Source organism: Enterobacter sp. JMULE2 (genome assembly GCF_013337145.1).
GTDB classification, from domain to species: Bacteria; Pseudomonadota; Gammaproteobacteria; order Enterobacterales; family Enterobacteriaceae; genus Enterobacter; species Enterobacter mori.
In genome coordinates this window covers 349861-370100 of record NZ_SGWD01000010.1, presented here as the reverse complement: position 1 = coordinate 370100, position 20240 = coordinate 349861, and the positions used below count along the sequence as shown (strand labels likewise).

Genomic DNA, 20240 nt, shown 5'->3' with positions numbered 1-20240 from the left:
CCGAACGCGCACTAACATAGCTGATACCTCAGCAAAAAGGAGTTACCGATGAAACTGTTCTACAAACCGGGCGCCTGCTCTCTTGCTTCCCATATCACTCTTCGCGAGAGCGGCAAAGATTTCACGCTGGACGGCGTTGACCTGATGAAAAAGCGCCTCGAAAACGGCGATGATTTTTTCGCGATCAACCCGAAAGGACAAGTTCCGGCTTTGCTGCTGGATGACGGTACGCTGCTGACCGAAGGCGTGGCGATTATGCAGTACCTGGCCGACAACGTGCCGGATCGTCAGCTGCTGGCACCAACAGGCAGTATCTCTCGCTATAAAACCCTTGAGTGGCTTAACTACATCGCGACCGAGCTGCACAAAGGCTTTACGCCGCTGTTCCGCCCGGACACGCCGGAAGAGTACAAACCGACCGTACGTGCGTTACTTGAGAAAAAGATGCAGTACATTAATGAATCACTGAAAGACGATCAGTGGATCTGCGGTGCGCGTTTCACCATTGCTGATGCGTATCTGTTTACCGTTCTGCGCTGGGCGCGTGCGGTGAAGCTGAACCTGGAAGGGTTAGATCATATTGCGTCGTATATGGAACGCGTCGCGGCGCGCCCTGCGGTTGCAGCGGCGCTGAAGGCAGAAGGGTTGAATTAATCCGAGCGCTCTGTATTGCCGGGTGGCGCTGCGCTTACCCGGCCTACACTATCCCTGCTCTTACAATTGGGTTGCGCTGAAATAATGCTCGGGCTTCGCGATACGATCCTGCGCTGCTACCACCTGCAGCTCATATTCCTGCATGTTTTTCGTCGCCATCATAATTTCATAAACTGCTGCGGTCACATGCTCAAGCGCATCCCGCAGAGCCGTCCCCTGGAGCAACTTCACCAGCAGCAGGCCGCTGGTCACATCGCCCACCCCTACCGGCTGACGCGTACCAAAATCCACCAGCGGACGGCTGATGTGCCATGCCTCGTCTTTCGTCACCAGCAGCATCTCAAAACGGTCCTGGCTTAACCCTGCGCGCGCAAGATGCTTCACCAGGACAATCTCAGGCCCCTGAGCAATTAGCTCGCGAGAAGCGCTTACAGCCTCTTCTACGCTGTTGACCGGATGCTCGCAGAGGATTTCAAGCTCGATCAGATTTGGCGCAATAATATCGCTGGCCGGCAGCGCGTGGCGGACGTGAAACTCCGCCACGCCGGGCGCGACAATACAGCCCTTTTCAGGGTGGCCCATAACCGGATCGCAAAAATACTTTGCCGCAGGATTCGCCGCTTTCACCTGGCGAACGATCCCCAGGATATGTTCCCCCTGCTCTGCTGAACCGAGATAGCCGCTCAGCACCGCGTCACAGCGCCTAAGCTGGTCGATTTCGGCAATACCCTGCACAACCTCTGTCAAGTGCGATGGCGGCATCACGCAGCCGGTCCATTTGCCGTATTGCGTGTGGTTTGAAAACTGTACGGTATTGAGGGGCCAGACGTTGGCACCGAGGCGGCGCATCGGGAATTCCGCTGCGCTGTTGCCAGCATGCCCAAAAACAACGTGGGACTGGATGGCGAGGATGTTCTTCATTTTTTCTTACCAAACCCTGTAAAAACAAAAGGGGCGTGGTTTCCCACGCCCCTGTGTACTTTTAATTACTTCCAGCAGACCAGACAGTAATTTTTCTTACCGCGACGCAGCAGCGTGTAACGTCCGTACAGACGATCGCCGTCAACGAAGGTGTATTCCGGATCAGCCTGCTTCTCACCGTTAATGGTGATGGCGTTAGACGCGATGGTTTTACGCGCCTGACCGCGAGACGGCTGCAGCTCAGAATCCACCAGCGCCTGCATCAGGTCAGCCCCTTTCTCCATCTCAACCATTGGCACGCCGTCCTGCGCCAGCTGTTCGAAGTCCGCTTCGCTCAGATCGCTCAGGGTACCGTTGAACAGGCTTGCGGTAATGCGTTTTGCCGCGGCCAGACCTTCTTCGCCATGAACCAGTTTGGTCACTTCGTCCGCCAGCACGTACTGCGCGCGTGGCGCTTTACCGCTGTTTTTGTCTTCTTCTTCCAGCGCATTGATTTCTTCAATGTCCATAAAGGTGAAGAACTTCAGGAAGCGATAAACATCGGCATCCGCCGTGTTGATCCAGAACTGGTAGAATTTGTACGGGCTGGTTTTCTTCGGATCGAGCCATACCGCGCCGCCTTCGGTCTTACCGAATTTGGTGCCGTCGGCTTTGGTAATCAGCGGAACGGTCAGACCGAAGACCTGATTCTGATGCAGACGGCGGGTCAGATCGATACCGGAAGTGATGTTACCCCACTGGTCAGAACCCCCAATCTGCAGGGAAACGCCGTGCAGTTTGTTCAGGCAGGCAAAGTCATAGCCCTGCAGCAGGTTGTAGGAGAACTCGGTGAAGGAGATGCCCTGGTCGTCACGGTTCAGACGCTGCTTCACGGCTTCTTTGTTAATCATCTGGTTAACAGAGAAGTGTTTGCCGATATCACGCAGGAAGGTCAGCACGTTCATGCCACCAAACCAGTCGTAGTTGTTAGCAGCAATTGCGGAGTTGTCGCCACAGTTGAAGTCGAGGAACGGTGCCACCTGTTTGCGGATTTTATCCACCCACTCCTGCACGGTGTCTTCTGTGTTCAGTTTACGCTCAGCGGCTTTAAAGCTTGGGTCACCAATCAGACCGGTCGCGCCGCCCACCAGGGCAACAGGCTTATGGCCCGCCATCTGGAAGCGTTTCAGGCATAACAATGGAACAAGATGCCCCAAATGCAAGCTGTCAGCGGTGGGATCGAAGCCGCAATAGAGCGCGATCGGGCCTTGCGCCAGTCGCTCTGCTAACGCTTCCTCGTCCGTCACCTGGGCCACGAGGCCCCGCTCTTGCAATTGTTTAATCAAGTTACTGCTTGCCATCAAATTCTCCATGTATAAACGACTGCACCTTTGCCGGTACACGACTTTTCGCCTGATGCGAAAGGACCATAGAATAAAGCGCAAGCGCGGTGTGCGCTAGCGCTTAAATCAACAAATTTCGGGGATTACGGTGCCAGTCTGTCGATTTTCCAGCCGCCGTTGTCGCGCTGGTATAAAAAGCGGTCGTGCAGGCGGTGTTCGCCCCCCTGCCAGAATTCCATCTGCTCAATGGGGATGCGGAAACCGCCCCAGAAGCTTGGCAGCGGCACTTCACCCTGCTGGAACTTCTGTTTGAGTTCGAGGAATTTGCTTTCCAGCACGCCGCGGGCAGAAATACGGCTGGACTGTTTTGAAACCCAGGCGCCAATCTGGCTGTCGCGCGGGCGGCTGTGGAAATACTTCACCACTTCCAGCGTCGAAAGACGTTCCGCTTTGCCTGTCACCATCACCTGACGCTCTAGCATGTGCCACGGAAACAGCAGGCTGATGCGAGGATTGTTTTCCAGGTGGTGCGCTTTGCGGCTGCCCAGGTTGGTATAGAACACCAGCCCTTTCTCGTCATAATGCTTGAGCAATACGATGCGCTGATACGGTTGACCGTTTTCATCAACCGTCGCGACAACCATGGCGGTGGGGTCTGCCAGTTTCGCTTCGCAGGCCTGTTTCAGCCAGCGTTCGAAAAGCACAAGGGGTTCAGCGGGAAGATCCTGGCGACGCAGGCCGCCTTTGGTGTATTCACGGCGCAGATGCGCAATTTGCTGCAGTTCGTCGTTATCTGACATGGCGTTAGCTGACATTGAGAGTGGGAGGCGCTATTGTGCGCCGCCCCTGTAAAAATCTCAACGCTTCGGATTTTCGAGCTGGCAATTGTTCAGCACAATGCGGTCACGTTTGTAGACCGTTGCGCTGTCACCTTTCGACCAGAACACGTAAATCCCGTCGGTATAACGCGCCCCGGAAGCCGACATCCCCTGTTTCAGGGTCAGCAGTTTGTTGTCATAGACAAAACTGGCTTCCTGACGCGGATTATTCAGCTTAACGGTCAGCGGCTTTTCATCGCAGCGATATTCCAGCGTATCAGTCTGCATGCGCTCAAGGAGCTGGTTATAGACGCTGCATCCTGACAGCAATAAAGGCGCGGCAATAAGAAGAAGTTTTTTCATGGGCGTATTCCGAAGACTTTCCTGGTCCTGGAGGGCATCGCTGCCCTCCTGTTTCGTTCCATTCTAACGACGACACGCCACGATGAATTTCAGTTAACTCTGATTATGACGCGGATTTGCCGGGAAAATCGCCCCGAGGACGCTCGCCTCCCGCGCGCCGGTGACAGAAGGTAAATTACCGGGCAAACCGGCAACGGTACGCCAGGCAAGCCAGGCGAAAGCCAGCGCTTCCATATCATCACCGCTGATCCCGGCTTCATCCGTTGTGGTGACTTCAGTACCCGGCAGTAGCCCCGCCAGACGCGCCATCACCAGCGGATTCCGGCTCCCTCCGCCACAGACCAGCAGGCGTTCGCACCCTCCGCTGAGGAGAACCTGTTCGGATATCGACACTGCGGTCAATTCGGTGAGCGTGGCCTGAACATCCTGTGGTGCCAGCGCAGGGAACTGCGCCAGCTGGCGTTCAAGCCAGCCGTAGTTGAAATACTCGCGCCCCGTACTCTTCGGCGCAGGCAGCGCAAACCAGGGATCGCTTAGCATGGACTGCAGCAGCGGTAGAATGACTTTGCCTTCGCTGGCCCACTCCGCGTCTTTATCATAGGGCTTTCCGCACTGACGCCAGATCCAGGCATCCATTAACATATTGCCCGGCCCCGTATCGTACCCGCGCACGGGCTGACCGGGGATCAACATCGACAGGTTTGCAATCCCGCCGATATTAAGCACCATACGGCGCTCAACCGGATGTGCCAGCAACGCGTGATGGAACGCTGGCACCAGCGGCGCACCCTGCCCGCCCAGCGCAATATCGCGGCGACGAAAATCCCCCACCACGGTGACACCTGTTTTTGCCACAATCTGATTATTATCACCGATTTGCAACGTATGCGGCGCGTCGCCGGTGGGTTCATGCCAGACGGTCTGACCGTGACAACCAATGGCGACCACATCATGCGGTTGCAGATTCTCTTTGCGCATCAGGCCTAAAACAGCCTCTGCAAACAGCGCCCCCAGCCGCACATCGAGCTGTCCCAGCTGCGAAAGCGTCAGTTGTTGACCCTGGCAAATGCTCAAAATGTCTTCTTTGAGCGAAACGGGAATAGGCCAGGTCAGACTCGCCTGCTGCGCCACCATGTTTTCATCAATGGCGGCCAGGACGACATCGACACCGTCAAGACTGGTTCCAGACATCACACCGATATAGCGACCCGATTTCATGCGCTTTCCTTACGTTGAGTGGGCTAAGGATATCCACTCCACCATAAACAGCGGTGCTTTGCTATGCGGAGATAATATTTTTTAACAATGTCAGACAGGTGGCACGCGGGAAGTCCGTTTATCTTCCGTTAAGCCAAATTCAAGTACAATTTTCTGATAGTTAGTGCAAAGATATGAAGTATGGCCCGTAATGCCATATAATTTAGCCATAATGGATGCCCGAACCGGGCGTTTTGGGTGAACAGGAGATTCAAATGATTTTACGTGTACTGGGCGTTTCGCTGATTGGTTTAACACTCGCTGGTTGTGTGAATGACAGTTCACTTTCTGGCGACGTCTATAGCGCTTCTGAGGCTAAACAAGTTCAGAACGTGACTTACGGTACCATTGTTAATGCGCGTCCTGTTCAAATTCAGGGTGGCGATGAAAACAACGTAATGGGTGCTATCGGCGGTGCGGTTCTGGGCGGCTTCCTCGGTAACACCGTAGGCGGTGGTACGGGCCGATCGCTGGCGACAGCAGCAGGTGCCGTTGCCGGTGGTGTCGCAGGCCAGGGCGTTCAGGGTGCAATGAACAAAACCCAGGGCGTGGAGCTGGAAATCCGCAAAGATGACGGTAGCACCATTATGGTCGTTCAGAAACAAGGCAACACCCGCTTCTCCGCTGGCCAGCGTGTTGTTCTGGCGAGCAATGGCCGTCAGGTGACGGTTTCCCCGCGTTAATCTGATAACGGATGTGGCTCTCGGGCCACATCCGTTTACAAAACACATCATTTTAATGAATATATTTACAATATATATTTATTGCACTTATTATTAATGTTATCTGATATTGTTTCTGCGCAAAGTATTTATTGAATTAATAGTTTAGACTCGTCGCAATTACCTCTTTTAATTCATTATAACTTTGTTAAAAATTATATGCTTGCGATGAGTCGTTTTGTAAAAGGTCGTTATATCTCGTTCTGTCTCGGTTGCATTGTTGTCATCGGGATATTACAAACGTTATTTATCAAACTGGTGGAATGGATCCCTTCCTTTTCACCGTTTCTGTTCCCGACGCTCACCATTTTCTTGCTTGTATTTCACCTGTTTATTGCCTGTTTTATGCTAATGAAATACTGGTGTGACAGGAAACGGTTGTATCTGGTAGCGATCGCCTTCGCCTTTGCCGGTTCGGCATTGTTGATGATTGGCACGCTTTCGAGTTTCCCGGCCTGGCTGGATCTCTATCAATTCAATGTCGTCAACTATAACGATGCGATGATTTACTACATGTTCCGCCATCTGTTAATGGCGATACTGATCATCGTCTCGGCATTACTCTACACCACGCGGAGTCGGCCACTGTCACGGCTGGCGCATGTTTCAATTATTAGCGGGTTATTTGTCTTTACCTTTTGTGCCGTGTTTCTGGCCTGGGTCTATTCAAGTCATTCAGATTTGTTATCAATTGACCTGGTGGATAATGAAACCCGCCAGTTTATGGTTCTCTGGAGCCAGTGCATTAATATTTCATTAATTGTCCTGTGGATAGTGACATTAGCAACGCTGATGTTTATTACGCGCGTACGCAATCTTTTCTGGGTCGGAGGGAATTTCCTTTGCGTCTGTTATGTGGTCACGCTATCAATGCTGTTAGTGGGTGGGCATGCCGAAGATATCTCCTGGTATCGCGCCCGTTTATTTGAAACTGTCGCGACGCTGCTTATTATTTTTGTCCTGCTTTACGATGTTTTCAATTTGTATCGTGAATCACATTTAAAGTATCAGCAGTCTTATCAGAACTCGATTCGCGATCCGCTGACGCGTCTTTATAACCGCAGTTATTTTTATGATTCATTAAATCAGGCGCTGGCAATCGCCAAAGCCAACCGTCCGGTTTCGGTGATTGTCAGCGATCTCGATCGCTTCAAACGCATTAACGACAACTACGGGCACTTGCAGGGCGACAAAGTGCTGCAGTTTGTCTCTAACCTGCTGATGGATTCCGTGCGACCGCAAGATATCGCGGCACGTATCGGCGGCGAGGAGTTTGTCCTGATGCTGGAAAATACCTCTTCAGAAGAAGCACGCCAGGTCGCTGAACGCATCCGTATAAAGTTAAGCAGCTTTGATAAAGCCAGCAGTGAGGGGCAACTGCCCGAGCCGATTACGATCAGTATGGGCGTCTTCACGGCAATATCGCCGGACATAACCGCCGAGAAGTGTGTAGAAAGTGCGGATAAGGCGATGTACGAGGCCAAAGAGACTGGCCGAAACCGCGTGGTGATTTTCCAGTAAAAAGAGAAAGGCCTTGCTCATGCAAGGCCTTTTTTTACTTCTCAGTCGCGTGACTGCAACTCATGAATGTTTTGCTCAAGGCGTCCAATAAGACTGATGAGCATTTCCAGTTCTTCAGGTGATACCCCGGACAGGATTTCACCTCGCGTTTTACTGATAACGGCTTCCATCTCAGTAATGATAGGCGCCGCTTTTTCCGTCAGTTTAATCCGCTTCGCGCGACGATCGCTGGCACAGGTTTGCCGGGAGATGAGTCCTTTCTCTTCCAGTTGATCGAGCGTGCGCACCAGTGACGGTTGCTCAATACCGATCGCTTTTGCCAGTTGAATTTGCGACTGCTCGGGCGGTAGCTGATGAATGTTATGCAGCGTGACCCAATGCGTCTGTGTCAATTCCAGAGGTTTCAGGCGATGGTCAATCAGAGCACGCCAGACGCGTACCAACCTTGCCAGATCAGAACCTAATGGCGATTCCAATTTCATCTCCTTATAATTAGCTTGCTAAGTTATTATACTGATTTTAGAATAGTGTGCAGTATTTGTATTGCCAAAACAAATGCATTACTGCATTCAACATTAATAAAAGTATGATTTACACTGAATACTCATGTTACATCATTAAGACAGCCCATCGTGGCACTCAGTTCACTGCAAAGGACCACTGCTCGTGACGTTCTCGTTAAACTCCACGGGGTTACCCCTCCAGGACCTGATCTTTGGTGCATCAGTCTATTTTCCTCCCCTGTTTAAAGCCGTACTGGTGGGCTTTGCTATCTGGCTTGTCGCACACCGGCTCCTGCGAGACTGGATGTATTCCGGCGAGATCTGGCACCCCATGCTGATGGATCTCTCCCTGTTTGCCCTCTCCGTATGCCTGGGCCTTGCTGTGTTGACCGTGTGGTGAATATGTCTCTGAAAACGCTGAAATACTTTTCCACTCTTCTTGTTCTGGCGCTGGCGCTGGTTGCCGGTTGGTGGATGTGGAACTACTACATGCAGTCCCCCTGGACACGCGACGGTAAAATTCGCGCAGAGCAGGTCAGCATCACACCGCAGGTGTCTGGAAGCATCACGACACTTCTTGTTAAGGATAACCAGTTCGTCAAAAAGGGAGACGTTTTATTCCGTATTGATGATACGCCCTTTCATATCGCCATCCTCAACGCCCAGGCACAGCTAGCGAAAGCGCAGTCCGATCTCGCGAAAGCCAATAACGAAGCGACCCGCCGTCGGCATTTGTCGCAAAACTATATCTCTGCCGAAGATTTAGACACTGCCAATATAAACGTTAAGGCTATGCAAGCCAGCGTTAACGTGGCGGAAGCTACGCTCAAACAGGCGCAGTGGGCGTTAACGCAAACGGTGGTGGAAGCACCGGTCGATGGCTGGGTGACAAACCTCTCTGCCCGCGTGGGGAACTATGCCACTACCGGTCAACCCGTTTTTGCCTTAGTCGACAGCCACTCTTTTTATGTCGTGGGCTATTTTGAAGAGACCAAGCTTCGCCATATTCAGGAAGGTGCGCCTGCAACTATCACACTCTACAGCGGCTCGAACAGGTTACAGGGTCACGTTTCCAGCATTGGCCGCGCCATTTACGATCAAAGCGTTGAGACGGATTCCGGCCTGGTACCCGATATTAAACCTAACGTTCCGTGGGTTCGTCTGGCACAGCGCGTTCCGGTTCGCGTAGAGTTTGATAACCTGCCCCAGAATCTCACGCTGGTTTCAGGCACGACCTGTACTGTTTCTATCGGAACGCGCAGATGAACCTGCGGGTGCTCTCCTGGCAAAACCTTCCGTGGGTAAAAGCATCGCGCCCTCAGTGGCGTTACGCGCTTCGAAACGGCATTGCCATGTGCCTTGCACTGACCGTCGCCTATTACCTGAATCTGGATGAACCCTATTGGGCGATGACCTCTGCGGCGGTGGTAAGCTTTCCGACCGTCGGTGGGGTCATCAGCAAAAGTCTGGGGCGCGTGGCCGGGAGCCTGCTGGGAGCCACCGCAGCGTTAATCATTGCGGGGCATACGCTAAACGATCCGTGGCTCTTTTTACTGAGCATGGCGGCCTGGCTGGGGTTTTGTACCTGGGCCTGCGCCCATTTTACCAATAACGTCGCCTACGCATTTCAGCTGGCGGGTTATACCGCCGCCATTATTGCCTTTCCCGTCGTGAATGTACTCGACACCACCGAGCTATGGGACATCGCCCAGGCGCGCGTCTGTGAAGTGATTGTCGGCATTCTTAGCGGTGGGTTTATGATGATGATCCTGCCCAGTACCTCCGACGGGACAGCGCTTATCACCGCCCTGAAGACCATGCATGCCCGCTTACTGGAGCATGCAAGCCTTCTCTGGCAGCCAGATACCAACGATGAAATCCGTCTGGCCCACGAAAAGGTCATCGGGCAGATCCTGACCATGAATCTTCTGCGCATTCAGGCCTTCTGGAGCCACTATCGCTTTCGTCGGCAGAACAAACTCCTCAACTATTTGCTGCATCAGCAGTTGCGGATGACCAGCGCTATCTCCAGCCTGCGTCGAATGCTGCTCAACTGGCCCGCGCCGCCCGCCAACACGCGCGCCGTCATTGATACCTTACTAGCTGCCCTCGCCCGCCCGGATACGGACATCTACACCGTGGCAAGGATCATCGCCCCGCTCGCTCCCGTCGATGAATACGATTACCGCCACCGCGCGTTCTGGCAGCGCCTGAACTATTTTTGTCGGCTGTATCTGCGAAGCAGTCGCTGGATCAACGCGGTCGAAAATGCCACTCCAATAACGGAATTCACCGTCCCCAGCAGCCCGGCGCTGGCACGCCACACCGACTATATGGAAGCGCTGTGGAGCGGTTTTCGCACCTTTTGCGCCCTTACCCTCGTTGGCGCGTGGAGCATCACCACGCAGTGGGAATCCGGCTCTGCGGCCTTAACGCTTGCCGCCATCAGCTGCGTGCTCTATTCCGTTGCCGCGTCACCGTTTAACTCGCTTACGCTACTGTTACGCACGCTGCTGTTGCTGTCGCTGTTCAGTTTTGTGGTGAAGTTTGGATTGATGGTTCAGATAAGCGACCTGTGGCAGTTCCTGCTGTTCCTGTTCCCGCTGTTAACCACCATGCAGCTGCTGAAGCTGCAAATGCCCAGGTTGGCCGGTCTTTGGGGGCAGCTGATTGTCTTTATGGGGTCGTTTATCTCTGTGACGAATCCACCGGTGTATGATTACGCCGACTTTCTCAATGACAATCTGGCGAAGATCCTCGGCGTGGGTCTGGCGTGGCTGGCGTTCGCCGTACTGCGGCCAGGTTCTGATGCGCGTAAAAGCCGCAGACATATCCGTGAACTAAGACGGGGCTTTGTCGACCAGCTTAGCCGTAAACCGCATCTGCGTGAAAGCGAGTATGAATCGCTGGTTTATCACCATGTCAGCCAGCTCAATAATAGCCAGGACTCTCTTTCCCGCCGCTGGCTGTTACGCTGGGGCGTGGTACTGCTGAACTGTTCACACGTCGTCTGGCAGCTTCGTGCGTGGGAAACGCGTTCCGACCCGCTGTCGCAGGTGCGCGATGTCTGCCTCTCCCTGCTACGCGATGTAATGAGCGAGCGCGGCGTCCAGCAGCGGCCGCTGGAAACCACGCTGGCTGAACTGCAGCGGATCTGCGATACCCTTGCGCGGCATCATCTGCCCGCGGCTCGTGATTTGGCCTCGATAATCTGGCGCCTGCACTGCTCGCTGTCGCAGCTGGAACAGGCACCGCCACCGGGAACGATTGGGGATCAGATCACGCCACAGGCATAGCGTGCTCCGCCACCCCCGAGGGGTTTAGGCTGATCGGACATGTTATCGCCGCCGACATGGATCATCAGCGCTTTCCCTTTCACCTCGTCCAGCTTTTTCAGACGAGGTGCCACCACCGGATCCGTCGCTTTACCGTCATTGTTCACCACCAGCACAGGCAAATCGCCTAAATGTCCCATTCCCTCCGGGCCTTCATGCTTGCCGGAATGCTGCGGATCGAGGTGCCCCCCTGCTGCTTCCGCCGCCGACGGTTTGCCTTCTTTTAACGCGGGCTGACAGCTGCCTTTTGCATGGACATGGAAACCATGTTCACCGGGAGGAAGTGCTTTGAGGTTGGGGGCGAACTCCAGCCCTTTATCGGTCTCCGTGATCTTCACCGTACCGATGGACTGACCTACCCCCTGTGAGGTGACGAGATTCATTTCTACTTCGTCGCTGGCTGCCTGCGCCCCTGCGCAAACAACCAGCGTGACCAATGCCAGAGCAAAACGCTTCATATGACCTCCGCTGGTTATTTTTTGCCCCTTAAGTGTATACCAGAGGCAAAGATTTCACCGAAAAGTCACCTTATGGCGGTTTATGGCACGTCGTAACCCAGCGCGGCCTTGCGGATGCGGAACCACTGCTGACGGCTCATCTGCAGCTCTTCGGCCGCCAATGCGGACCGCACACGCTCAATTTTACCCGAACCGATAATCGGCAGTGGTTTAGACGGCAGACGCAGGATCCACGCATAGACCACCTGCTCAATGCTTTCGGCATTCAGTTCGCGGGCAACGGTTTCCAGCTCGTCACGCAGGGGCTGGAATTCATCGTCATTGAACAAACGACCGCCGCCGAGGCACGACCACGCCATAGGACGGATGCGCAGCTGCTGCAGCTGATCGAGCGTACCATCCAGCAGCAGCGGCTGGTGTACTGGAGAAATCTCGACCTGATTAGTGGCCAGGGTAAACGGCAGACGCGATTGCAGGAGCGCAAACTGCGCCGGGGTGAAGTTAGACACGCCAAAGTGTCGGACTTTGCCACTCTGGTGCAGATTCAGAAACGCTTCCGCCACCTCATCGGCATCCATCAACGGGTCCGGACGATGGATCAGCAGCAGATCGATATGATCGGTTGCCAGATTCACCAGAGATTGCTCGGCACTCTTAATAATGTGTGCGCTGTCGGTAATGTAGTGGCCGAGCGCGTTTTCAGGTTTCGCGGTGGTGGCGATCCCGCACTTGGTGACGATCTCCATCCGCTGACGCAGGGCTGGCACCAGCTTTAGCGCCTCACCGAAGGCGGATTCACACTGATAGCCGCCATAGATGTCGGCATGATCGACGGTGGTGATGCCTAAATCGAGATGCTCTTCAATGAAGCTTGCCAGCTGAAGCGGGGACATATTCCAGTCCATCAAACGCCAGTAGCCCATGACAAAACGGGAGAATTCCGGGCCCTGCGGGGCAAGGGTAATACGCTGAACCATAACATTTTCCTCAAGAACGTGATGTCATGAGTATACGCAATTACCGTGTTAAAACAGTGAAGGTTGCTGTGGTTCTTCGGTTTCCCCCGCTTTGTTTGCGCGAATTTTGCGCAGCAGACGCTGTCGGCAGAGGCGAAGCACGTCCTGCTTTTGTGTATCGCTAAAGTTTTGCCAGTTAAACCGCTCGTCACGGGTACGCATACACCCACGGCAATAGCCGCGTTCATCAACCTGACAAATCCCCCGGCACGGGCTCTGGATGGGGAAAAATTCCAGTTGCTCTGCCACACTCACCTCCACAAACCGACCATCACTTACAGTGAAGACGTTATGCGCCTACTGTGCAAGAGATTTACCACCGTTTTGTGGCATTAAGGTTTCACTAATCTTCCCTCTCTATACTCGCCGCATCACTATAAAGAATGGTTTGCTTATGATGTGGTTTGCAAAAAAGTTACACTGTAACGATATTAAATTCACTCTGGGTTGTGCGCTTTTCTTCACTGCGCTAAATGCACTTTTTATTCAGCGCAGCTGGGCCATTATCGCCCCTGCACATCTGCACGATATCCTCTTCGCCGCTTCCGTACCGCTGGTGCTTTTTTGCGGCTGGGTAATTGTCTTTAGCCTGCTTAATATTCCCTTTATTCGTAAGCCGCTGCTGATTGTCCTGACCATGGGATGTGCTGCCGCGACCTACTTTATGTACACCTACGGCGCGGTTATCGATCAGAACATGATTGTGAACGTGTTTGAAACCAATTCCCAGGAAGCCACGGCACTGCTCACGCCGCAGATGATCCTGTGGATTGCCGTTGCTGGTATTGTCCCTTCCGTCATACTCGCACTGACGCGGATCCGTACCGGGAAATGGTGGTATGCCCTCCTGATGCGCTTTGCAGCAATGCTGGGGGCACTTTTGGTCATTATTCTGGTAGCTGCCGTCTTTTATAAAGATTACGCCTCGCTGTTTCGGAATAATAAAAGCATTGTCAAAATGGTCACGCCGGCGAACTACGTCAGCGCCGTCGTGAAATACAGCAAAATGCGCTGGTTTGCGGGCGACCAAACGCTGGTACGCATCGGTGAAGATGCCCATAAAGGCCCACTGATTGCCGGGCAGCAGAAAAAAACCGTGTTGGTTCTGGTCGTCGGTGAAGCCTCACGCGCGGCAAACTACTCGCTCAACGGTTACGGGCGCGAAACTAACCCGGAACTGAAAAAGCAAGACGTCATTAACTTCCCGCAGGCCTCGTCCTGCGGTACCGAAACCGCCGTTTCTGTCCCTTGTATGTTCTCCGGCATGACCCGGAAAAAATACGATGCCGACCTCGCGCGTCACCAGGAAGGTCTGCTCGACGTGCTTAACCATGCAGGTGTCAACCTACTGTGGCGCGATAATGACGGCGGCTGTAAAGGTGCCTGCGATCGTGTGCCGCACACAGACATGACGCAGTGGAAACTGGATCAATTCTGCAAAGACAAAACCTGTATTGATGATGTGAATCTCTATCGTCTGGATAATGTGCTGGACGGTCTGAAGCAAGACACGGTATTGGTTATCCATCTGATGGGCAGTCACGGTCCGGCGTATAGCAAACGCTATCCGGACAGTTTCCGAAAATTTACGCCAACCTGTGATACCAACGAAATTCAGGACTGCGATCATCAGGCGCTGATGAACACCTATGACAACACCATCCTCTATACCGACAGTGTGGTCAGTAAAACGATTGACGCCTTAAAAGCCCGTCAGGCCAACATGAATACGGCGCTGATTTATCTTTCCGATCACGGTGAATCACTGGGTGAAAGCGGGATTTATCTGCACGGTACGCCCTACATGCTGGCGCCAGAGCAGCAAACGCATATTCCCTTTATGTTCTGGCTCTCCCCTGACTACGCGAAAAATTATGGCGTCAACGAGCAGTGTTTGCGTGACCATGCAGCAAAAGATGCGGTATCGCAGGACAATTTGTTCGCCACCGTACTGGGTATGATGGACGTGAAATCAACGGTTTATCAGCAACAGATGGATATTTTGTCGCCATGTCGTCGCTGAGCAGGCTTGCATTAGACCGAACGGTCTATTAGAGTGCCCCCATGAGCAGACACACTGAACACGATACACGCGAACATTTACTGGCAACCGGCGAGCGTCTTTGCATGCACCGCGGGTTTACCGGTATGGGGTTGAGTGAGTTACTGAAAACCGCTGAGGTGCCGAAGGGGTCGTTTTATCACTACTTCCGTTCCAAAGAAGCCTTCGGCGTGGCCATGCTGGAGCGGCACTACGCCAGCTACCATCAGCGCCTTGCCACCCACTTCGCCAGCGGTGCAGGTAACTACCGGGATCGTGTTCTGAACTACTATCAGGAAACGCTGACGCAGTTCTGTCAGCAGGGCATCATCAGCGGTTGCCTGACGGTAAAACTCTCTGCGGAAGTGTGCGATCTCTCCGAAGATATGCGCGCGGCGATGGATAAAGGTGCCAGCGGGGTTATCGCCCTGCTCGCGCAGGCGCTGGCGAAGGGGCGTGATGAAAACACGCTCTCCTTCCCCGGTGACCCGCTAACACAGGCTCAGGTTTTATACTCCCTCTGGTTAGGAGCCAACCTGCAGGCCAAGATTTCTCGCAGTGCCGTGCCGCTCGAAAGCGCGCTGGCACATGTAAAAAGCAGTATTACTGCGCCTGGCGCTTAGCAGGCGTTTTTATTTACGTTATTACTAGTCGACTGGTCTACTCAGGAGTCGTTATGTCCGCTGAAAAGTTATTTACCCCACTGAAAGTGGGCGCCGTTACCGCGCCAAACCGTGTGTTTATGGCCCCGCTGACCCGTCTTCGCAGCATCGAGCCGGGTGACATCCCAACGCCTCTGATGGGTGAATATTACCGTCAGCGCGCAAGCTCAGGCCTTATCATCTCAGAAGCCACGCAGATTTCAGCCCAGGCGAAAGGCTATGCCGGTGCGCCCGGTCTGCACAGCCCGGAACAGATTGCCGCGTGGAAGAAAATCACCGCAGGCGTGCACGCAGAAGATGGCCGCATTGCGGTTCAGCTGTGGCACACCGGCCGTATCTCGCACAGCAGCATCCAGCCTGGCGGTCAGGCTCCGGTGTCCGCTTCTGCCCTGAGCGCAAATACCCGAACGTCCCTGCGCGATGAAAACGGCAATGCGATCCGTGTCGATACCTCCATGCCCCGCGCGCTGGAGCTGAACGAGATCCCTGGCATCGTGAACGATTTCCGTCAGGCCGTGGCGAACGCCCGTGAAGCCGGTTTCGACCTGGTTGAGCTGCACTCTGCACACGGTTACCTGCTGCACCAGTTCCTGTCACCGTCTTCTAACCACCGCACGGACCAGTACGGCGGCAGCGTCGAAAACCGCGCGCGTCTGGTCCTGGAAGTGGTGGATGCGGTGTGTAAAGAGTGGAGCGCAGACCGTATTGGTATTCGCGTCTCTCCAATTGGTTCTTTCCAGAACGTCGACAACGGCCCGAACGAAGAAGCGGACGCGCTGTATCTGATTGAAGAGCTGGCGAAACGCGGTATTGCTTATCTGCACATGTCCGAGCCGGACTGGGCAGGCGGCCAGCCCTACACAGAAGCATTCCGCCAGAAAGTACGCGAGCGCTTCCATGGCGTGATCATCGGTGCGGGTGCCTATACCCCAGAAAAAGCGGAAGATCTGATCGGCAAAGGCCTGATCGACGCCGTCGCGTTTGGCCGTGACTTTATTGCGAACCCGGATCTGGTTGCCCGTCTGCAGAAGAAAGCGGAGCTGAACCCACAGCGCCCTGAAAGCTTCTACGGCGGCGGCGCGGAAGGCTATACCGACTACCCTTCGCTGTAATCCCCCATTGTGCATTGATAGCGGCGACATTTCGCCGCTATACTAAAACATCGTTTCTGTTCAAAAAGATACTCCATTCTATTGGTTAATGAGGAAATTATGCGCCTACTTCACACCATGCTGCGCGTTGGCGACCTGCAACGTTCCATCAATTTCTACACTAACGTTCTGGGCATGACGCTGCTGCGCACCAGCGAAAACCCTGAATACAAATACTCGCTGGCATTCGTGGGTTACGGCCCGGAAACCGATGAAGCCGTCATCGAGCTGACCTATAACTGGGGCGTAGACAGCTATGAGCTGGGCACCGCATACGGTCATATCGCGCTGGAAGTGGACAACGCAGCGGAAGCCTGCGAGCGCATCCGCAGCAACGGCGGCAACGTTACGCGTGAAGCGGGCCCGGTAAAAGGCGGCACCACCGTGATTGCGTTTGTTGAAGATCCCGACGGTTATAAAATCGAACTGATCGAAGCCAAAGACGCTGGCCGCGGTCTGGGCAACTGATCCCGCAGGGCGCACTATGCGCCCGTAGTTTTACTGCATCCCCTCTCAAAATTTGCCATAATGCGCACTGCTTTTTTCCCCTTGTAAGAGACCCTGATGTCCGATAACGCTCAATTTACCGGTCTGTGCGACCGTTTTCGTGGTTTTTATCCCGTTGTCATTGATGTAGAAACAGCCGGATTTAACGCTAAAACCGATGCGCTGCTTGAAATTGCCGCCATCACGCTGAAGATGGATGAACAGGGCTGGCTTACACCGGACACCACGCTGCATTTCCATGTTGAACCTTTCGAAGGGGCAAACCTGCAGCCAGAGGCGCTGGCCTTTAACGGTATCGATCCGAAAAACCCGTTACGTGGCGCGGTCAGCGAATATGACGCGCTGCACGCCATTTTTAAAATGGTGCGCAAAGGCATGAAAGAGAATGACTGTAGCCGCGCCATTATGGTGGCCCACAACGCAACGTTCGACCACAGCTTTACGATGGCCGCCGCAGAGCGCGCCTCGCTGAAACGCAACCCGTTCCATCCGTTTGTGACCTTTGACACCGCAGCGCTAAGCGGTCTGGCGCTGGGACAAACGGTGCTGTCCAAAGCCTGCATCACGGCAGGAATTGAGTTTGACGGCACCCAGGCGCACTCGGCGCTCTACGATACAGAGCGTACGGCAGAACTGTTCTGTGAAATTGTGAACCGCTGGAAACGTCTGGGCGGCTGGCCGCTGCCGATGGATGATGAGGCCGATCGCCAATCGTAGGCCGGGTAAGCGCAGCGCCACCCGGCAAAAAAAAAGCGACCACACTAAGCGGGTCGCTTTTTTATTCCCGCAGAAACTTACTCTGCGTCGGGTTCTTCCGTTTTGTACTTCGCCGCCGTCTCTTTGATCAGCTGCTGCAGTTCGCCACGCTGATACATTTCAATCAGGATGTCGCAACCGCCCACCAGCTCACCGTCAACCCACAGCTGTGGGAAAGTCGGCCAGTTTGCGTATTTTGGCAGCTCAGCGCGGATGTCCGGGTTCTGCAGGATATCAACGTAAGCAAAACGCTCACCACAGGCAGATAACGCCTGAACCGCTTGCGCGGAGAAACCGCAGCTTGGCAGCTTCGGAGAACCTTTCATGTACAGGAGAATCGGGTTTTCAGCGATTTGTTGCTGAATTTTTTCAATAGTGGTGCTCATGTCTTGCTTCCTTTAACTTCTGTTACGGCATTAGTCTGACATTGTAGCGGTTCAGACAGACATCGGAAAATAACATTTTTGTCACGTCTTACTATTTTAACGGCTAATGCTAAAAGATGCATTGCAAATGACGTTTATCCCTGTTTGCCGTACGGTTTTGCTTAGGGAGTGAACAATAGTGCGACAGAACGATGAATTTTTTTGCACTTGCTAACGAAACATGATTTTAGAATGAAAAATGCTATTAACTTCTCGGGTTTTTATGGATTAGAATCGACAGGCTTTGTAAATCATACGCGGGTATTATTGATGGCCTGCATTAATCAGGGGACTGCCCAGTGGCGCGGATAAATAAAATCTCGATCACGCTCTGTGCTTTACTGTTTACATCACTCACTTTCACGCCAGCGGCGAACGCCTCTGAACAGGCGCGGCATTCTGCTGTACAAAAATCGCATCTGGTTAAGTCCACAGAACGTAAGAAAAAAACCACCAGCAAGACCGTAAAGAAAAAAACACCCACATCGACCAAAAAGACCGCCTCCAGCAAGACGAAAACATCCCCAACCCACACCGCACATTCCAGCCGACGTAAAGCCTCGCAAACGGCCGCCAACCTCGTGACAGAAAAATGCACTACGCGTAAAGGTCACAAAGCGAAGTGCACGAAAGTCACGAAATTAGCCGAAGTGCATAAAGTCCGTATGCAGAAAGCGCAAAAAACGGCGATGAATAAATTAATGGGGCAAATAGGTAAACCGTATCACTGGGGTGGCACTTCTCCGCGAACGGGTTTCGATTGCAGTGGCCTGGTGTATTACGCTTATAAAGACCTGGTGAAGTTCCGTATTCCGCGTACCGCCAATGAAATGTACCACCTGCGCGACGCCGCACCGGTCAATCGTGGTGAGCTGGAGAACGGTGACCTGGTGTTCTTCCGTACCCAGGGTCGCGGCACGGCTGACCATGTCGGGGTCTATGTCGGCAACGGAAAATTCATTCAGTCACCGCGTAGCGGCCAGGACATCCAGATTACCTCACTCAGTGAAGACTACTGGGTGCGTCATTACGTTGGCGCACGCCGTGTGATGACGCCAAAAACCATTCGCTAACCCCTGCCCTGCCGCTCGCGTGGCAGGGTAAGTTCCTCTTTTGCATACTCTTTCAATTTGCTATCCTTTCCCTGTTGTCTGTAGGGTTATTGACAACGTACAAATAAAATAAGGAGAGAAGCAATGTCGTTCGAATTACCTGCACTACCGTATGCAAAAGACGCCCTGGCACCACACATTTCTGCGGAAACGCTGGAGTACCATTACGGCAAACATCATCAAACCTATGTCACCAATCTGAACAACCTCATTAAAGGTACCGATTTCGAAGGCAAAACGCTGGAAGAGATCGTCCGTAGCTCAGAGGGTGGCGTGTTTAACAACGCGGCTCAGGTGTGGAACCACACCTTCTACTGGCACTGCCTGGCGCCAAATGCCGGTGGTGAACCTGACGGTGAACTGGCGAGCGCCATTAACGCCGCTTTTGGCAGCTTCGCGGACTTCAAAGCGAAGTTTACCGATGCGGCCATCAAAAACTTCGGTTCCGGCTGGACGTGGCTGGTCAAAGAAGCGGATGGCAAGCTGGCTATCGTTTCCACCTCTAATGCGGGCACCCCGCTGACCACCAGCGCTAAACCGCTGATGACCGTGGACGTATGGGAACACGCTTACTACATTGATTACCGGAACGCGCGTCCTAACTATCTGGAGCACTTCTGGGCACTGGCTAACTGGGACTTTGTGGCGAAGAACTTCGCCGCGTAAGAGACACGCAGAAGGGTTCGCCCTTCTGCG

General features: G+C 53.6%; 23 protein-coding genes. 13 read left to right on the top strand and 10 right to left on the bottom strand.

All coding sequences use genetic code 11. The annotated features are described in order from the left end of the window. Positions 1–48 precede the first annotated feature (48 nt). Positions 49–654 (top strand): glutathione transferase GstA, encoded by a 606-nt coding sequence (gstA, locus tag EXW94_RS02700; RefSeq protein ID WP_023299960.1) that lies wholly within the window; start codon positions 49–51, stop codon positions 652–654. 60 nt (positions 655–714) lie between these two features. Here the strand turns inward: gstA and pdxY are convergent, their stop codons facing one another. The 5 genes from pdxY to anmK all read right to left on the bottom strand — a co-directional run bounded on the left by pdxY (position 715) and on the right by anmK (position 5296). Continuing rightward, entirely contained in the window at positions 715–1575 is an 861-nt protein-coding gene (pdxY, locus tag EXW94_RS02695; protein WP_174339413.1) for a pyridoxal kinase PdxY, read from the bottom strand. Positions 1576–1640: 65 nt separating this feature from the next. Beyond that, positions 1641–2915 carry a tyrosine--tRNA ligase gene (gene tyrS / locus EXW94_RS02690; protein WP_032657730.1) on the bottom strand — a complete coding sequence of 425 codons (1275 nt, stop codon included), beginning with the start codon at positions 2913–2915 and terminating at the stop codon, positions 1641–1643. Between the two features lie 125 nt (positions 2916–3040). Beyond that, positions 3041–3697, bottom strand: coding sequence for a pyridoxamine 5'-phosphate oxidase (pdxH, locus tag EXW94_RS02685; protein ID WP_003857601.1), 657 nt, complete (start codon positions 3695–3697; stop codon positions 3041–3043). A 57-nt stretch (positions 3698–3754) separates the two neighbouring features. Next, on the bottom strand, positions 3755–4078 hold the full coding sequence (mliC, locus tag EXW94_RS02680; RefSeq protein WP_023335447.1) for a C-type lysozyme inhibitor: 324 nt from the start codon (positions 4076–4078) through the stop codon (positions 3755–3757). A 93-nt stretch (positions 4079–4171) separates the two neighbouring features. Continuing rightward, positions 4172–5296 (bottom strand): anhydro-N-acetylmuramic acid kinase, encoded by a 1125-nt coding sequence (anmK, locus tag EXW94_RS02675; protein WP_174339412.1) that lies wholly within the window; start codon positions 5294–5296, stop codon positions 4172–4174. Between the two features lie 254 nt (positions 5297–5550). Between anmK and slyB the strand changes: the two genes are divergently transcribed. Then, positions 5551–6018 (top strand): outer membrane lipoprotein SlyB, encoded by a 468-nt coding sequence (slyB, locus tag EXW94_RS02670; protein WP_010430343.1) that lies wholly within the window; start codon positions 5551–5553, stop codon positions 6016–6018. 198 nt (positions 6019–6216) lie between these two features. After that, a complete protein-coding gene (locus EXW94_RS02665; protein ID WP_174339411.1) occupies positions 6217–7578 on the top strand; it encodes a GGDEF domain-containing protein in 1362 nt (453 codons plus the stop codon). 41 nt (positions 7579–7619) lie between these two features. Here the strand turns inward: EXW94_RS02665 and slyA are convergent, their stop codons facing one another. Further along, positions 7620–8060 carry a transcriptional regulator SlyA gene (gene slyA, locus EXW94_RS02660; protein ID WP_029485052.1) on the bottom strand — a complete coding sequence of 147 codons (441 nt, stop codon included), beginning with the start codon at positions 8058–8060 and terminating at the stop codon, positions 7620–7622. A gap of 184 nt (positions 8061–8244) precedes the next feature. On the opposite strand from slyA, the gene EXW94_RS02655 reads away from it, so the two are divergent. From EXW94_RS02655 to EXW94_RS02645, 3 genes are read left to right on the top strand one after another with little or no spacing between them, the layout of a single operon-like run. Beyond that, a complete protein-coding gene (locus EXW94_RS02655) occupies positions 8245–8481 on the top strand; it encodes a DUF1656 domain-containing protein (RefSeq protein ID WP_010430338.1) in 237 nt (78 codons plus the stop codon). A gap of 2 nt (positions 8482–8483) precedes the next feature. Further along, positions 8484–9347: an HlyD family secretion protein gene (locus tag EXW94_RS02650; RefSeq protein ID WP_010430336.1), complete on the top strand. Its 864-nt coding sequence runs from the start codon at positions 8484–8486 to the stop codon at positions 9345–9347. Next, positions 9344–11377 (top strand): FUSC family protein, encoded by a 2034-nt coding sequence (locus tag EXW94_RS02645; RefSeq protein WP_120158811.1) that lies wholly within the window; start codon positions 9344–9346, stop codon positions 11375–11377. Before EXW94_RS02650 ends, EXW94_RS02645 begins: the two co-directional genes overlap by 4 nt. On the opposite strand, the gene sodC is transcribed toward EXW94_RS02645, so the two are convergent. From sodC to EXW94_RS02630, 3 genes are all read right to left on the bottom strand, one after another. Further along, positions 11356–11874, bottom strand: coding sequence for a superoxide dismutase [Cu-Zn] SodC (gene sodC / locus EXW94_RS02640; RefSeq protein ID WP_010430333.1), 519 nt, complete (start codon positions 11872–11874; stop codon positions 11356–11358). The two genes, EXW94_RS02645 and sodC, sit on opposite strands and share 22 nt — an antisense overlap. A gap of 80 nt (positions 11875–11954) precedes the next feature. Continuing rightward, positions 11955–12851: an aldo/keto reductase family oxidoreductase gene (locus EXW94_RS02635; RefSeq protein WP_089600251.1), complete on the bottom strand. Its 897-nt coding sequence runs from the start codon at positions 12849–12851 to the stop codon at positions 11955–11957. A 48-nt stretch (positions 12852–12899) separates the two neighbouring features. Then, a complete protein-coding gene (locus EXW94_RS02630; RefSeq protein WP_010430327.1) occupies positions 12900–13139 on the bottom strand; it encodes a DUF1289 domain-containing protein in 240 nt (79 codons plus the stop codon). Between the two features lie 148 nt (positions 13140–13287). Here EXW94_RS02630 and eptA point away from each other — a divergent pair, with 148 nt between their 5' ends. The 5 genes from eptA to rnt all read left to right on the top strand — a co-directional run bounded on the left by eptA (position 13288) and on the right by rnt (position 17968). Beyond that, the gene (gene eptA, locus EXW94_RS02625; RefSeq protein ID WP_174339927.1) at positions 13288–14913 is read left to right on the top strand and encodes a phosphoethanolamine transferase EptA; all 1626 of its coding nucleotides are present in this window, start codon (positions 13288–13290) and stop codon (positions 14911–14913) included. A gap of 41 nt (positions 14914–14954) precedes the next feature. Next, the gene (locus EXW94_RS02620) at positions 14955–15554 is read left to right on the top strand and encodes a TetR/AcrR family transcriptional regulator (RefSeq protein ID WP_100166913.1); all 600 of its coding nucleotides are present in this window, start codon (positions 14955–14957) and stop codon (positions 15552–15554) included. Between the two features lie 53 nt (positions 15555–15607). After that, on the top strand, positions 15608–16705 hold the full coding sequence (locus tag EXW94_RS02615) for an alkene reductase (protein WP_010430318.1): 1098 nt from the start codon (positions 15608–15610) through the stop codon (positions 16703–16705). A 99-nt stretch (positions 16706–16804) separates the two neighbouring features. Beyond that, on the top strand, positions 16805–17212 hold the full coding sequence (gloA, locus tag EXW94_RS02610; protein WP_010430317.1) for a lactoylglutathione lyase: 408 nt from the start codon (positions 16805–16807) through the stop codon (positions 17210–17212). A 96-nt stretch (positions 17213–17308) separates the two neighbouring features. Beyond that, positions 17309–17968 carry a ribonuclease T gene (gene rnt / locus EXW94_RS02605; protein WP_042718996.1) on the top strand — a complete coding sequence of 220 codons (660 nt, stop codon included), beginning with the start codon at positions 17309–17311 and terminating at the stop codon, positions 17966–17968. Positions 17969–18045: 77 nt separating this feature from the next. On the opposite strand, the gene grxD is transcribed toward rnt, so the two are convergent. After that, positions 18046–18393 carry a monothiol glutaredoxin 4 gene (grxD, locus tag EXW94_RS02600; RefSeq protein ID WP_010430312.1) on the bottom strand — a complete coding sequence of 116 codons (348 nt, stop codon included), beginning with the start codon at positions 18391–18393 and terminating at the stop codon, positions 18046–18048. Between the two features lie 338 nt (positions 18394–18731). Here grxD and EXW94_RS02595 point away from each other — a divergent pair, with 338 nt between their 5' ends. Both EXW94_RS02595 and sodB read left to right on the top strand, forming a co-directional pair. After that, a complete protein-coding gene (locus tag EXW94_RS02595) occupies positions 18732–19505 on the top strand; it encodes a C40 family peptidase (protein WP_108416854.1) in 774 nt (257 codons plus the stop codon). Between the two features lie 123 nt (positions 19506–19628). Beyond that, entirely contained in the window at positions 19629–20210 is a 582-nt protein-coding gene (gene sodB, locus EXW94_RS02590; RefSeq protein ID WP_089599797.1) for a superoxide dismutase [Fe], read from the top strand. The last annotated feature ends 30 nt before the right edge of the window (positions 20211–20240 follow it).

Bases quoted from the DNA above. Each gene is read 5' to 3' on its own strand.
- slyB (WP_010430343.1), top strand. From the start codon at position 5,551: ATGATTTTACGTGTACTGGGCGTTTCGCTGATTGGTTTAACACTCGCT.
- pdxY (WP_174339413.1), bottom strand. From the start codon at position 1,575: ATGAAGAACATCCTCGCCATCCAGTCCCACGTTGTTTTTGGGCATGCT.
- EXW94_RS02620 (WP_100166913.1), top strand. From the start codon at position 14,955: ATGAGCAGACACACTGAACACGATACACGCGAACATTTACTGGCAACC.
- EXW94_RS02650 (WP_010430336.1), top strand. From the start codon at position 8,484: ATGTCTCTGAAAACGCTGAAATACTTTTCCACTCTTCTTGTTCTGGCG.
- gstA (WP_023299960.1), top strand. From the start codon at position 49: ATGAAACTGTTCTACAAACCGGGCGCCTGCTCTCTTGCTTCCCATATC.
- EXW94_RS02645 (WP_120158811.1), top strand. From the start codon at position 9,344: ATGAACCTGCGGGTGCTCTCCTGGCAAAACCTTCCGTGGGTAAAAGCA.
- tyrS (WP_032657730.1), bottom strand. From the start codon at position 2,915: ATGGCAAGCAGTAACTTGATTAAACAATTGCAAGAGCGGGGCCTCGTG.
- rnt (WP_042718996.1), top strand. From the start codon at position 17,309: ATGTCCGATAACGCTCAATTTACCGGTCTGTGCGACCGTTTTCGTGGT.
- grxD (WP_010430312.1), bottom strand. From the start codon at position 18,393: ATGAGCACCACTATTGAAAAAATTCAGCAACAAATCGCTGAAAACCCG.
- pdxH (WP_003857601.1), bottom strand. From the start codon at position 3,697: ATGTCAGATAACGACGAACTGCAGCAAATTGCGCATCTGCGCCGTGAA.
- anmK (WP_174339412.1), bottom strand. From the start codon at position 5,296: ATGAAATCGGGTCGCTATATCGGTGTGATGTCTGGAACCAGTCTTGAC.
- eptA (WP_174339927.1), top strand. From the start codon at position 13,288: ATGTGGTTTGCAAAAAAGTTACACTGTAACGATATTAAATTCACTCTG.
- mliC (WP_023335447.1), bottom strand. From the start codon at position 4,078: ATGAAAAAACTTCTTCTTATTGCCGCGCCTTTATTGCTGTCAGGATGC.
- sodB (WP_089599797.1), top strand. From the start codon at position 19,629: ATGTCGTTCGAATTACCTGCACTACCGTATGCAAAAGACGCCCTGGCA.
- sodC (WP_010430333.1), bottom strand. From the start codon at position 11,874: ATGAAGCGTTTTGCTCTGGCATTGGTCACGCTGGTTGTTTGCGCAGGG.
- EXW94_RS02635 (WP_089600251.1), bottom strand. From the start codon at position 12,851: ATGGTTCAGCGTATTACCCTTGCCCCGCAGGGCCCGGAATTCTCCCGT.
- slyA (WP_029485052.1), bottom strand. From the start codon at position 8,060: ATGAAATTGGAATCGCCATTAGGTTCTGATCTGGCAAGGTTGGTACGC.
- EXW94_RS02665 (WP_174339411.1), top strand. From the start codon at position 6,217: ATGCTTGCGATGAGTCGTTTTGTAAAAGGTCGTTATATCTCGTTCTGT.
- gloA (WP_010430317.1), top strand. From the start codon at position 16,805: ATGCGCCTACTTCACACCATGCTGCGCGTTGGCGACCTGCAACGTTCC.
- EXW94_RS02615 (WP_010430318.1), top strand. From the start codon at position 15,608: ATGTCCGCTGAAAAGTTATTTACCCCACTGAAAGTGGGCGCCGTTACC.